Source organism: Foetidibacter luteolus (assembly GCF_009650435.1).
In the GTDB taxonomy this organism is placed as follows: Bacteria; Bacteroidota; Bacteroidia; order Chitinophagales; family Chitinophagaceae; genus Foetidibacter; species Foetidibacter luteolus.
Window position 1 is genome coordinate 29,585 of sequence record NZ_VVIP01000069.1, and the last position, 12,822, is coordinate 42,406.

The 12,822-nt window shown below is 42.9% G+C and carries 12 protein-coding genes; 4 read left to right on the forward strand and 8 right to left on the reverse strand.

What is annotated here, in order from left to right:
• Nucleotides 1–16: 16 nt before the first annotated feature.
• From F0364_RS22840 to atpG, 7 genes are all read right to left on the reverse strand, one after another.
• Nucleotides 17–796 carry an ABC transporter ATP-binding protein gene (locus tag F0364_RS22840; protein ID WP_153800140.1) on the reverse strand — a complete coding sequence of 260 codons (780 nt, stop codon included), beginning with the start codon at nt 794–796 and terminating at the stop codon, nt 17–19.
• A 393-nt stretch (nt 797–1,189) separates the two neighbouring features.
• Nucleotides 1,190–2,404, reverse strand: a complete 1,215-nt coding sequence (lysA, locus tag F0364_RS22845; RefSeq protein ID WP_153800141.1) for a diaminopimelate decarboxylase — start codon at nt 2,402–2,404, stop codon at nt 1,190–1,192.
• A gap of 53 nt (nt 2,405–2,457) precedes the next feature.
• On the reverse strand, nt 2,458–2,871 hold the full coding sequence (locus F0364_RS22850; RefSeq protein ID WP_153800142.1) for a PIN domain-containing protein: 414 nt from the start codon (nt 2,869–2,871) through the stop codon (nt 2,458–2,460).
• Complete coding sequence (locus F0364_RS22855) at nt 2,868–3,122, reverse strand: hypothetical protein (RefSeq protein WP_153800143.1); 255 nt, start codon at nt 3,120–3,122, stop codon at nt 2,868–2,870. Before F0364_RS22855 ends, F0364_RS22850 begins: the two co-directional genes overlap by 4 nt.
• 98 nt (nt 3,123–3,220) lie before the next feature.
• Nucleotides 3,221–4,144 carry an SMC-Scp complex subunit ScpB gene (scpB, locus tag F0364_RS22860; RefSeq protein ID WP_153800144.1) on the reverse strand — a complete coding sequence of 308 codons (924 nt, stop codon included), beginning with the start codon at nt 4,142–4,144 and terminating at the stop codon, nt 3,221–3,223.
• 162 nt (nt 4,145–4,306) lie between these two features.
• The gene (locus tag F0364_RS22865; protein ID WP_153800145.1) at nt 4,307–4,579 is read right to left on the reverse strand and encodes a four helix bundle protein; all 273 of its coding nucleotides are present in this window, start codon (nt 4,577–4,579) and stop codon (nt 4,307–4,309) included.
• A gap of 99 nt (nt 4,580–4,678) precedes the next feature.
• Nucleotides 4,679–5,560: an ATP synthase F1 subunit gamma gene (gene atpG, locus F0364_RS22870; protein ID WP_153800146.1), complete on the reverse strand. Its 882-nt coding sequence runs from the start codon at nt 5,558–5,560 to the stop codon at nt 4,679–4,681.
• 764 nt (nt 5,561–6,324) lie between these two features.
• Between atpG and F0364_RS22875 the strand changes: the two genes are divergently transcribed.
• Both F0364_RS22875 and F0364_RS22880 read left to right on the forward strand, forming a co-directional pair.
• Nucleotides 6,325–7,359 carry a glycoside hydrolase family 43 protein gene (locus F0364_RS22875; protein WP_153800147.1) on the forward strand — a complete coding sequence of 345 codons (1,035 nt, stop codon included), beginning with the start codon at nt 6,325–6,327 and terminating at the stop codon, nt 7,357–7,359.
• Nucleotides 7,360–7,591: 232 nt separating this feature from the next.
• On the forward strand, nt 7,592–9,277 hold the full coding sequence (locus tag F0364_RS22880) for a sodium/sugar symporter (RefSeq protein ID WP_153800148.1): 1,686 nt from the start codon (nt 7,592–7,594) through the stop codon (nt 9,275–9,277).
• A gap of 270 nt (nt 9,278–9,547) precedes the next feature.
• Here F0364_RS22880 and rlmB read toward each other — a convergent pair whose 3' ends face one another.
• A complete protein-coding gene (gene rlmB, locus F0364_RS22885) occupies nt 9,548–10,315 on the reverse strand; it encodes a 23S rRNA (guanosine(2251)-2'-O)-methyltransferase RlmB (protein WP_235921217.1) in 768 nt (255 codons plus the stop codon).
• A 177-nt stretch (nt 10,316–10,492) separates the two neighbouring features.
• Here rlmB and F0364_RS22890 point away from each other — a divergent pair, with 177 nt between their 5' ends.
• Entirely contained in the window at nt 10,493–11,848 is a 1,356-nt protein-coding gene (locus F0364_RS22890) for a B12-binding domain-containing radical SAM protein (RefSeq protein WP_153800149.1), read from the forward strand.
• The gene (locus F0364_RS22895; RefSeq protein ID WP_153800150.1) at nt 11,835–12,533 is read left to right on the forward strand and encodes a hypothetical protein; all 699 of its coding nucleotides are present in this window, start codon (nt 11,835–11,837) and stop codon (nt 12,531–12,533) included. Before F0364_RS22890 ends, F0364_RS22895 begins: the two co-directional genes overlap by 14 nt.
• The last annotated feature ends 289 nt before the right edge of the window (nt 12,534–12,822 follow it).

The following is a 12,822-nucleotide window of genomic DNA, read 5'->3' on the forward strand; positions in this document are numbered from 1 at the left end:
GCCTGTATGCAAAAAATTATTTTTTGTTGTTGCTGTCTTCCAACATCCGCATTTGCTTGGCATCCTGCAAAAACTCTGATGCGAAGATGAAGTCGTTAAGCTTTTCGTCTTTGCTGTAGATGATTTCTTTATTGTTGCCTTCCCACTGCTTATAGCCCTGGTGCATGAAGAGAATGTTATCGCCGATTTCCATTACACTGTTCATATCGTGGGTTACCACGATGGTAGTAATGTTGTATTCTGTAGTTATCTCCTTGATGAGTTTATCTATAAGAAGAGATGTTTGCGGATCAAGGCCGGAGTTGGGTTCATCGCAAAACAGGTATTTGGGGTTTAATACAATAGCCCGTGCAATGCCCACACGTTTTTTCATGCCGCCGCTTATTTCGGCGGGAAATTTTTTGTTGGCATCCTTCAGGTTTACTTTTTCCAGCACTTCATTTACCCGCTCTTTGCGCTCTCTGTAACTGAGTTTTGAAAACATATCCAGTGGAAACATCACGTTTTCTTCCACAGTCATAGAATCGAATAAGGCAGAGCCCTGGAACAGCATGCCAATTTGCTGCCGCAGTTCTTTGCGATGGTCTTCATCCATGTTCAGCATGCTTTCGCCTTCGTAAAGTATATCGCCCTCGTCTGGCTGAAAAAGACCAACCATGCATTTGGTGAGCACGGTTTTACCACTGCCGCTGGCGCCAATAATGAGGTTGCACTTGCCGGTTTCCATCACCGCGCTGATATCGTGCAGGATGGTTTTTTCGCCAAACGATTTTTTGATATTCTTTATTTCAATCATGAATGCTCGGTTCTAAATGTGATGATTCGATGTTCAAAGTAGCACAAATCTTTTGTAACACTAATTAAACCAGGTTTGATGTTTGTTAAAAGGTTGCCCCTGATCAAGAGGCGGTAAGGTGTGCCCCATAATGTTGCGGGACAATGTGGCTAAGTTAAGCTCTGAATGTCAGGTTGAGCTTGTCGAAACCGGGTTATGCAAGTCGCTTTTTCATGAATCCGCCTTCGACAGGCTCAGGCTGACAGCTTAACTTGATGCTTTATGCTGCCGGATGCTGTATTTGCTGCTCAGTAAAGTGATACAGTACAAGTGAGTGACACAACGAAGTTCAATAGTAGCAGTGGACGATCGTCCCATAACCTTGAACATTAACTTTTGTGCAGCTCAACTTTACTACAACACTTCCACCTGGTTTTTTAGCAAATCTTCAAACACATCACGTTTCCTTATCAGGTGTGCTTCGCCTTCTTTTATCAAAACCTCGGCGGGTTTTAGCCGTGAGTTAAAATTGCTGCTCATTTCAAAACCATAGGCGCCGGCATTATAGAACACCAGCAAATCACCTTCACGTACTTCATTAAGCTTACGGTCCCACGCAAACGTATCGGTTTCGCAAATGTTACCAACAACGGTGTAAATACGTTCAGCACCATTGGGGTTGCTGATGTTTTCTATACGGTGATACGCCTCATAAAACATGGGGCGTATCAGGTGGTTGAAACCGCTGTTAACACCCACAAAAACAGTGGCTGTTGTTTGCTTGATAACATTGGCTTTTACAATAAAATAACCGCATTCGCTTACCAGGTATTTACCTGGCTCAAACCACACTTCCAGCGTTTTGCCGGTTTCTTTTTCGTAAGCGGCAAATGCTTCGCAAACTTTTTTACCCAGGGCATGCACATCGGTTTTTACATCATCATCCTGGTAAGGCACTTTAAAACCGCTGCCTAAATCTATAAACTCAAGATTGGGAAAATGCGTAGCCATTTCAAACATTACTTCCAGGCCCTGCAGGAATACGTTGATGTCTTTTATTTCGCTGCCGGTATGCATGTGGATGCCGGTAACATTGAGCTTAGTTGACTTTACAATACGCTCTATATGCCGCATCTGGTGTATGGAAATACCGAACTTGCTGTCTATATGGCCTGTTGAAATTTTAAAATTTCCGCCAGCCATAATGTGCGGGTTAAGGCGTATGCAAACAGGATAGCTGTTGCCATACTTATTGCCAAAACGCTCCAGTATGGAGATATTGTCTATGTTGATGTTTACCTCTAAAGACTTGCCCGCTTCAATCTCATCAAAGTCAACACAGTTGGGTGTAAAGAGTATTTGTTTGGGTTCAAAACCCGCTTTGAGTGCCAGCATTACTTCGTTAATGCTCACACAATCCACATTGGCGCCAAGCTGTTTTACCAGCTTAAGTATATTGATATTGGTTAAAGACTTACAGGCATAAAAAAACTTTGACTTACAGCCTGCAAAAGCGCTTTGTAACTCGTTGAGTTGTTCTTCAATTTTTTCGGCATGGTACACATATACCGGTGTGCCGAAACGTTCTGCTGTTTCAATCAGTTGCTCTCTTGTTAATTTTTGCGACATAGCGACGAAGATACGATTTGAATAATGAGAATTTAGGCTGTTTGATAACTGTACTACTCTTCAAAAGGTTTGAATAGCCGGATGCCGTTATACTTTTCAATGGCTTTTCTTACTGGCAGGTCATTGGTCCACAATGGTGCATTCAGTTCAAATGCGAGTGCCACAAATGCAATATCATCCATGTCTGTTTCAGCAATAAGCCTGTGGGCAAGATAATAGCTGCGAAAGGAAATATCAGATTGGGGAACCAGCCGTATGTGAGCAAATATTAATTCAAAATGTTCTTTTTGCTCTTCATCCTTCAGCTTGCTATAGCTCAATAGCCGTTCCTTATGATTGAAAATCTCGTATATGACATAGTTAACACTGGTATATTCAAAACCTGGCTTGAAAAGCTGCTTAACAATCCTGCTGTTTTTATTAAGAAGGGCCGAAAAAATTATGTTAGAGTCAATAATGACTGTCATTCTGAAAGCCCGTTTTGCTGTTTATAATCTTCAATACCCTTGGATATCCACCACTTATTCTTTTCCCACCAGGCCTGTTTTATTTCTTTTTCAAGCGCCATTATCTTTTCTTCGTCGTAATCAGCTTTCTTCGAAAGCTGCTCCACCCTTACCTGGTCAACAAAATTCATGATAGTGCCGGCCTCAACAGAGTCTTTATCTATGCTGATAATATACCTGTTATCCTTTTCTTCCAACAGAATATTTTCCATAAAACCGATTTTTTCAAAATTAATCAAAAAAGAGAGTGTACATAAAAAGAAAGTCCCCCGTGGCGGAGGACCTTCAAATATCTTGTGATGTTGGCGGGTTATTCTTCTTTCTTTTCATCGCCCGTTTCACCGGTATCTGCATGGCCATCCGCAGGAGTTTCTTCTTCCTTTCGCTTCGTTGTTTCATCCTCACCTTCTACGGTAGATTGCGCATCATCTTCTACCACTTCACCCTGCTGTTCAGCAGCTATTTCACCGGAAATTTCTTCATCTTCTTCAATAGAAGACTCAATGGAAAGTTCTTCCTCACTAAATGCAGGTTCACCGGCGGTATTTTCATCCCCGGTAGTATTTTCCGCATCTACAAGCACTCCGCTGCTGTCTACATGTAATAAAGTTTCGTCCGCTGTTTTTTCAACCTCTTCCTCATTAAGGTTAGAGCCTTCACGCATAACGGTAGGTTCAATCAACTGGTCGGCCAGCACTTCTTTTATCTTTGGCAAATCATCGGTTGAGTTAATGCCAAAATAGTCCATAAAAGTTTTGGAAGTAGAATATACCAGTGGCTTTCCGGGTAAGGTTTCACTGCGGCCGGTAATAACAATCAGTTCTTTTTCCAGTAATTTCTGGATGCTGTAATCGCTGTTAACACCACGGATGGATTCAATTTCGCCTTTGGTAATGGGCTGCTTGTATGCAATAATGGATAGTGTTTCCAGTGCCGCTGTGGACAGGCGCTTTAAAAACTTATCGCCATTTAACTGGGCTATGGTTTTATGGAAATCTTTTTTAGTGAGGAACTGCCAGCCGCCGCCGCTTTCTTTAACTTCAAAAGCGTAAAACTCCGCACTGTATTTTTCACGGATGCCGTCAAGGCAGCTTTCTACCTGGTCAAGCGTAATACGCTCTTCCATAAAGCCAAATGCATTGTTTACCAGTTCCACTACATCCAATGCGGTTAGTGGTTTTTCACTGGCAAAAATCAAGGCTTCAATGTGCGGTATAATTTGGGAAAGCTCCATGAAAATTAAGTCATAAAGTCAATGGGCCATAAAGACAATAAGAAGAGAAACTACTTATTGAACAGCTACTGAATTTACTGTTTATTGCCTATTGATTTTATATATGGATTTATCAAAATGAAATAGTAATTAATTTTTGTTTCTAACAGCGATGAATCTGTTTCAGACAGCAATCCTCTTTTTTTTTGCCTTAACAACAGCAGTTTTAGTTTCAAAAGCAGATCCCCGGCTATAATAACAAAAATTACGGTTTTCCGCATAATGAAAGCTTCCATAACCTTCACTAATATTAAAGGCAATCGAATCAGCAGCCCTGGTAAACTGTTTTCCTAAAGTATCTTTTGCAAAGAACTCCCACTTATCCACTATTGCCCACACCAAATCACCTACCTCAAGCGCAGCTTTATACACTTCTAAATCTTCAAGTTTTAACATCGTACGGATATTGAATAAAAATCCCTCTCTTTATCTTACGCCCCATTAACTTATCGCCTTTCTGTCTTTATCGCCTTTCTGACTTTATTGACTTTTTCTTTACCCCTGCAATGCTGCGGCGCCGCTCACAATTTCTGTAAGCTCGGTGGTAATGGCAGCCTGCCTTGCACGGTTATAGGATATTTTGAGTGTTTTGAGCAATTCGTTGGCATTGTCGCTGGCTTTGTCCATAGCCGTCATACGGGCGCCATGTTCGCTGGCGTTGGCATCTAATACCGCCTTGTACAGTTGCGTATTAAGAATTTTTGGCATCAGCTCGCCAATCAGTTCTTCCTTGGCAGGTTCAAAAATAAAGTCGGCTTTTTTGGCGCCTTCTTTTTTGGCCACTTTAGGAATGGGCAAAAACTGCTCCGCACGAAAAACCTGTGTGGCAGCGTTCTTAAATTCGCTGTACACAATTTCCACAGCATCAAACTCCCCGTTTTCAAAAGCCTTCATGGCTGCCTGTGCCGCGGCCTGTACCGATTCAAATTTCAGGTTAAGAAACAGGTCTTTAAACGTATCAGAAGTTTTATAGCCACTGCGGGTTAAGCTTTCCCAGCCCTTTTTACCAATGTTCCAAACGGCAACATTGCCTTTTTGCATTTGAGCCGCGTACCGGGCCGCTATAATAGATTTTGCTGTTTTTACCACGTTGGCATTGTAAGCGCCGGCAAGTCCGCGGTCGCTGGTAATAACAATCAACAATACCTTTTCAATGGTACGTTGCTCGGCCAGTTTAATATTTATATCGCCTTCCACATTGCTTACAATATTGCTCAGCATTTCCTGCAGCTTCTGGGCGTAAGGCCTCATTTGAATAATGGCATCCTGTGCACGGCGCAGTTTGGCGGCACTCACCATCTTCATCGCTTTGGTAATTTGCTGGGTATTCTGAATAGACTTAATGCGGTTACGAACTTCTTTTAACTGACCGGCCATTGTTGTTTAGTTTGTAGTTAGCGGTTCACCTGCAAAAATGGTAAACCATACGCTTTTGGGGTGCAAAAGTAGCGGAAAGCCGCTGAATTTCCATTTGCCGGCGGAAAAAAGATAACCCATCTATCTTTTTGTATTTAAGCAGTTGAAAGCCAGCTACTAATAAAAGATTTCGAAACGTGTTCAGGGGGTGTCCCCAAGCTATCGCAAGGGGTCGGGCTTTCCGCTCATACTCCGGCACAGACCCCAGCACAATACCTTCACCGGGGTATCCGCTGCAATCCCTCACCCGAAAGCACGTTGCCGGTTACAGGTTACAGGTTACCGGTCTGTTGAAATGTAAAAGGCTGTTTTGTTTAGCTGCGTAAGCGCAGAAGCACCTACCCGCTGATAACATTAAACTTTAAACAAACGAACATTGAACATTTATCGGATACCACTTACCGGTTACCAGCCTGTTAATGGGTGTGCTATTGAGGTTATTTTGGGTTGATGAAGTGCAGGTCTTGAATAGCGGCAAAGCCGATAACATTGAACTTTGAACAAAAGAATTTTGAACAAACCGGGATGACATTAGCCGCAGGGCAAAACTATACTGTGGGCAAAGCCGCATAGCGAAATCAACAGTACAAGAGTGCGACGCAAGTAAAGCCCAATTCACGATTCTTCTGCCGGGCCAATAAAATTGTATTTATTCCAACGCTTAAAAAGTACGCTGCTTAGTACCGGCAAGCAGCCCTGCCCGTCTATGCCTGAAACACTTTAGGATGATGAAATTCTTGGCAACCCTGCTGTTTACGCTGGCAGCCTGGGGTGGTTATGCGCAGGACACTTTTACAAACCCTCTTCTGCCATCTGGCGCTGACCCCTGGTGCATTTACAAAAACGGCTGGTATTACTACACAAATACAACTGGCCGTAACATTACCATATGGAAAACAAAAAGCATTGCAACACTGGCTACAGCGGAAAAAAAAGTAGTGTGGACACCGCCTGGAACCGGCCCTTATTCAAAAGAAATATGGGCGCCCGAAATTCACTTTCTGCAGGGTAAATGGTATGTGTACTTTGCGGCAGACAGTGGCCATAATATTGACCACCGCCTGTGGGTATTGGAAAACACATCCGCAGACCCCTTGCAAGGCGAATGGATAATGAAAGGGAAACTGGAAACACCCGATGGCAAATGGGCCATTGATGGTTCTGTTTTTGAAAACAAGGGACAGATGTACCTGATATGGAGCGGCTGGGAAGGCGATACCAACGGGCAACAGAATATTTACATCGCTAAAATGAAAAACCCGTGGACGACAGAGGGCCAGCGGGTACTGCTTTCCGCCCCTACTTATGACTGGGAGAAGAACGGTAAAATTTCCAACGACCCTACCGGCGTTACACAGGTAAATGTTAACGAAGGGCCGGAAGTGCTGAAGCATGGCAACAAACTGTTTTTAATTTATTCAGCCAGCGGCTGCTGGACGGATTTTTATGCGCTGGGCATGTCATCTGCTACCGATGATAAAGACCTGATGAACCCTGCATCCTGGGTAAAGCACCCCCAACCGGTATTTAAGCAGTTGCCGGAAAACGGTGTGTATGCACCGGGGCATAACTGTTTCTTTACCTCGCCAAATGGAAAAGAAGACTGGATATTATACCATGCCAACAGCAAGCCCGGCCAGGGCTGTGGCGGCCACCGCAGCCCCAGGGCACAAAAATTTACCTGGAATGCTGATGGTACACCCAACTTTGGCGTGCCTTTGCCTGCGTGTATAGAACTGGATGTACCATCGGAAAAATAAAAGGCGTTAGCGCTGCATTGCTGCAAAGTGGGATACCAGGCGCAACACCAACAAATACCTAAATAACAATCTACAAGCCGGAAAACCTTTGGCATATAATTACCTGGAAGCTGCTATACTGCCGGGACCTGTTGAATGCAAAAATGTGGCTGGTATCAGTAAAAAAATACCAATACGGAATAAGAGAATGATTATCTTTTCACACTAAAAAAATCACAACCAAAATTGTCGTATGAACGTACTGCACTCTAAAGACTACCTGGTGTTTTTGTTCTATTTTATTGTTGTAGCAGCCTATGGCTTATGGATTTACAGAAGAAAAAAACAAGCCCAAACCAGTACCAAAGATTACTTCCTGGCAGAAGGTTCATTAACATGGTGGGCCATCGGCGCATCGCTCATCGCTTCCAACATTTCCGCGGAACAGTTTATTGGTATGAGTGGCAGCGGCTTTAAAATGGGCCTTGCCATCGCCACCTACGAATGGATGGCCGCAGCCACGTTAATTATCGTGGCTATTTTTTTTATACCCGTTTATCTTAAGAACCACATATACACCATGCCGCAGTTCTTGCACCAGCGGTACAATGGTACGGTGGCCATGATTATGGCGGTTTTCTGGCTTATGCTGTATGTAGTGGTAAACTTAATGTCAATACTATACCTTGGCGCATTGGCCATAAGCGGCATTTCAGGAATTGATATTTACACCTGCATATTCGCATTGGCCGTCTTTGCCATCGTTATTACGTTAGGCGGCATGAAGGTTATTGGCTATACGGATGTTATACAGGTGTTCTTTCTTATTCTCGGCGGCCTGGTTGCTACCTATATCGCACTTAACCTGATTGCAGAGCTGTCTGGCAAACAAGGGATTTTAAATGGCTTTACGCTGCTTAAAAAGGAAGCAGACGACCATTTTCATATGATATTCTCCAAAGACAACCCCAATTATATGGACCTGCCCGGCCTTACCGTTTTAATAGGCGGCATGTGGATTACCAATCTTAATTACTGGGGTTGCAACCAATATATTACACAACGTGCATTGGGCGCCGATTTAAAAACAGCACGTGGCGGGCTCCTGTTCGCGGCGTTTCTTAAAGTACTTATGCCCGTTATAGTGGTTATTCCGGGCATTGCAGCGTATGTATTGCACCAACATGGCTTCTTCCAGGCAGAGATGTTAGATTCCAAGGGCATTGTTGACGTAAATAAGGCTTATCCATCGCTGCTCAATTTACTACCCGTAGGGTTAAAAGGGCTGGCATTTGCCGCATTAACTGCAGCCATTGTAGCATCACTGGCAGGCAAGGCAAACAGTATTGCCACTATCTACACGCTTGATATTTATAAAAAAGCCATCAACCCCGGCGCCGATGAAAAGAAGCTGGTATCGCTTGGCAAAAAAACTGTTATTGTTTCCATGCTAATCGCGGTGGTGCTTTCTCTTATCATTGGTGAAAAATTAATGGGGGAAGGCAAGCAGGGCTTTCAATATATACAGGAATACACCGGCTTTGTATCCCCGGGTATCTTCGCTATGTTTATACTGGGTTTCTTCTGGAAAAAAACAACCTCCAATGCCGCACTGTTTGCTACCATCGGCGGTTTTGCATTATCCATTTTCTTTAAATTTCTGCCCTATTTTGCGAACCTCTCATTCCTTGCGCCCTTTGGTTTTTCTAAAGACAATGGAAAGGGTGTTTACGAAATTCCGTTTCTTGACAGGATGGGTTTCGTTTTTGTTATCTGCATTGCCATGATGTATTTCATTAGTATCAGGGATAACAAAAAAGGCATTAAACCCAATGGTCTTGAGATAGATTCCAAAATGTTTAAGCTCAACCCAGGTTTTGCCATTGGTGCTTTAATTATCTGTGCTTTACTTACGGTGCTATATACCATTTACTGGTAGTTTTTATGGGCCCGGCAGAAGGTGCCCCATCCCCTGAAGGGGAGTTTAGCCCCTGCGGGGTAAACGCTTTTTATGTACCCGGCAGTAAGAACTGTTATGAGGCTTTACTTGCGTCGCACTCTTGTAGAGTTTATTCGCTACGCAGCTTTTCTCACAGGGTAGGCCAGGCATTACCAAACGGCAACTTAAAACAATGGCCCGGGTTTGCAGCAAGCATAACCCGGGCCATTCATTTAAACCTGCTTTTCTACAGGCATTTCCACGCTACATTTATCCCTGCTTCATCATCCTTTGCTTCATGGCTTCGTACAAAATCATTCCGCTGGCAACAGAAACATTCAGCGAATCAAAGTCGCCTTTCATGGGAATGGTAAAATGTGCATCCGCAGCTTTGTTCAGGTACTGTTGAATGCCCTTTTCCTCGTTGCCCATAATAACGCAGCAGGGTTCTGTAAAGTCAAGCTCAAACAGTTTGTTGGCAGCCTTCATTTCGCTGGTAAAAACTTTTATACCATTCAGGTGCAAGGTATCTACGGCTTTCAGCAGGCTGTTCTCCCGGCATACCAGTACTTTTTCCAGGGCGCCGGCACTGCTTTTCATGGCATCTTCGTTTAAGGCGCCCACTCCTTTATCGGGTATTATAATAGCCTGGGCCCCACAGCAAACAGCGCTGCGGGCAATAGCGCCAATATTGCGCACATCAGTAACGCCGTCCAGCATCAGGAAAAGCGGTATTTCCCCCTGGCTGTTTACCCAGTCAATAACCTGCTGCAGGTCCTGATAAAATACAGACGATTTATACGCCACCACACCCTGGTGGCTAATATTGGTAAGGCTGTTCAGTTTTTCATTGGGCACATACTGTATGGGCACATTCATCTGTTTAGCCAGTTGGCGTATTTCATTAACGGCATCGCCACCCGCGTTTTTAAACAGCAAAATCTTATCAATGGTTTGCCCGGCTTTTAAAGCTTCCGTTACCGGGTTACGCCCCGCTATAATATTTTTCTTAGACTGAAACATGGTAATAGTACCCAACAGGTACTGGTTTTATGAACCAGCAAAAATAGCGGGCTTATGGTTATTTGACAATTATCAAAAAAAGATGGTGACGTGTTGCTTAATTTCATTGCAAACATGTAATCCGTAAAAAAGTTTATTGAAGCTAAGCAGTAACACTTTATTTAAGCCTTACAAGATCAAAATCTCAAATAAATGCCCAAAGATTACAAAGCGGTACTCATTTCCATGAGTGGAGTGAGAGTATATAATAAAAACTTGCTGGAACTTGGCTTAACACTTCCGGGTTTTGTAGAAAGAAGCCAGGTTATTGCAAGCCTGCCTAGCCTGGGTTTGTTAACCCTTGCCGCCCACTCCCCTGCTAACTGGGAAATCATCTATCAAGAACTGGATGTTGTTTGCGATGACGATGTTCAGAAAATAATCAACCTGCACCCGGATATCGTTGCATTTTCTTCATTAACTGCAAGAATTAATGAAGCCTATAAGCTTGCTAAAGTTTTCAGGGCATCCGGTATTACCGTTGTTATTGGCGGGCTACATGCTTCCGCTATACCTATGGAAGCCATACTACATGCAGATACTGTAATACAAGGTGAAGGAGAACTTGCATGGCCAGATCTTTTGAAAGATTATGAGCGGGGTAATTGCAAAAAATTATACAGCTCCTTAACCCGCCCGGCTTATAGTTTTAATTTTAGCTTATCCAAAGTGCCCAGGTATAATTTGCTGGATATCTCAAAGTATAACCGCCTTACCATTCAAACTACCAGGGGGTGCCCGCTGAATTGTAATTTTTGTGCCGCTTCACGCACCATCAGCAGGTATAAAAAGAAACCTATTGAACAGGTAAGAAAAGAACTGGATGCAATTTTTGAAGTATGGAACCGGCCTTTTATAGAGTTGGCAGATGACAATACTTTTATTGATAAAACCTGGTCTAAAGAGTTGCTGAAACTTTTTGGCCGCTATAAAATGAAATGGTTTACAGAAACTGATATTTCGGTGGCATACGACGACGAACTCCTGGAACTGTTGGCAGCTTCAAACTGTGCACAGGTTTTAATTGGTTTTGAGGCCTCGCAGGCAGCAACACTGTTGGGTGTAGACCGCAACAACTGGAAACACAGGCAGTTTGATAATTACTTAAAAGCGATAGATAAAATTCAATCTTACGGCATTTCTGTAAATGGGTGTTTTATATTAGGCTTTGACACAGATACCGAACAAACATTCTATGAAACAGAAAAGTTTATTAAAGGAAGTAATCTGTCAGAGGTACAGGTAACCTTGCTAACGCCTTTTCCCGGCACGGATTTATACAGGAAATTAAAACACGAAAACCGTTTGTTAACTGATAACTATTGGGATAAATGCACACTATTCGATGTAAACTTTATGCCCAAAAATTTCTCAGTTCAGCAACTGGAGAATCATTTTGCAAGCCTGATGGCTTCAGTATACGCTGATGATGCGGTAAAAACCAGGAAACTTAAATTTAAACAAACTTTAAAAAACAAATTAAACCAATACCCTCATGAACATCTTTAAAACAATTGCACGTATTTTATTCTTTCGCTTTACCTGTGAAGAAATGGGCCAGTTAAGCACTAAGCACCTTGCAGCCGGTATTGCGGGTACGTGGCTGGTCGGCATGGGGCGTTATTGGGATGACCCTGGGGCAAGTGTTTTGCAGCATCTTGGTTTGGGCTCAGTAATTTACATTTTTGTCTTAGCCTTCCTGGTATGGCTTATTGTTAAACCGCTTAAAGTGAATGGCTGGAATTATACAATAGTCCTGACCTTCATTAGCCTTACATCTTTTCCGGCAATTTTATATGCAATTCCTGTGGAAAGATTTTTTCCAATTACTACCGCCAATACAATTAATGTCTGGTTTTTGGCGGTAGTGGCTGTATGGCGATTGCTGCTGCTATACTTTTTTCTAAAGCGCTTTGCCGGGCTGGTGAGCGGCGAAGTACTAACCATAACCTTAATGCCAATTTGCCTGATCATAGCAACGCTCACTTTCCTAAACCTACACAGAGTTGTTTTCAATATAATGGGCGGCATCCGAACACAAACAGCACATGACGATTCTTATATGGTATTGATTGTGTTAACCGCCGGGTCTGTTATCCTTATAGGCCCGTTACTGATCGCTTACGGGGTTATTATTTATCTCAGGAATAAGAAACTAAAGCATATAGATAAGAAACCTTGCCAACTATTATAGTTTGACACTACGCAAAATCATATTACCCCTTTTACTGGCTGCCCAAACAGTTTATTGCTGGACTTGTTTTTATAAGGCACAGTTCCTACAATATGATGACAACTATGGCCTCCTTATCCATAGCTTTATTATGGCATTGGCTACGCTAACAATTTTGATAATTGTATGGTTTTACAAGCAACAGCTAATCAGGGATAACAAGGTACCAGTCATCATCTGGACTGTAATTGGCTCGCCTGTTACATTTGTTATTGCAGCGTTCTTTTATGAGAAACTTTTTGGGGCAACA

Excerpts from the sequence above, each read along its gene's own strand:
- F0364_RS22880 (WP_153800148.1), top strand. The coding sequence starts at position 7,592 with ATGAACGTACTGCACTCTAAAGACTACCTGGTGTTTTTGTTCTATTTT.
- F0364_RS22855 (WP_153800143.1), bottom strand. The coding sequence starts at position 3,122 with ATGGAAAATATTCTGTTGGAAGAAAAGGATAACAGGTATATTATCAGC.
- F0364_RS22890 (WP_153800149.1), top strand. The coding sequence starts at position 10,493 with ATGCCCAAAGATTACAAAGCGGTACTCATTTCCATGAGTGGAGTGAGA.
- scpB (WP_153800144.1), bottom strand. The coding sequence starts at position 4,144 with ATGGAGCTTTCCCAAATTATACCGCACATTGAAGCCTTGATTTTTGCC.
- F0364_RS22865 (WP_153800145.1), bottom strand. The coding sequence starts at position 4,579 with ATGTTAAAACTTGAAGATTTAGAAGTGTATAAAGCTGCGCTTGAGGTA.
- F0364_RS22850 (WP_153800142.1), bottom strand. The coding sequence starts at position 2,871 with ATGACAGTCATTATTGACTCTAACATAATTTTTTCGGCCCTTCTTAAT.
- F0364_RS22840 (WP_153800140.1), bottom strand. The coding sequence starts at position 796 with ATGATTGAAATAAAGAATATCAAAAAATCGTTTGGCGAAAAAACCATC.
- F0364_RS22895 (WP_153800150.1), top strand. The coding sequence starts at position 11,835 with ATGAACATCTTTAAAACAATTGCACGTATTTTATTCTTTCGCTTTACC.
- atpG (WP_153800146.1), bottom strand. The coding sequence starts at position 5,560 with ATGGCCGGTCAGTTAAAAGAAGTTCGTAACCGCATTAAGTCTATTCAG.
- lysA (WP_153800141.1), bottom strand. The coding sequence starts at position 2,404 with ATGTCGCAAAAATTAACAAGAGAGCAACTGATTGAAACAGCAGAACGT.
- F0364_RS22875 (WP_153800147.1), top strand. The coding sequence starts at position 6,325 with ATGATGAAATTCTTGGCAACCCTGCTGTTTACGCTGGCAGCCTGGGGT.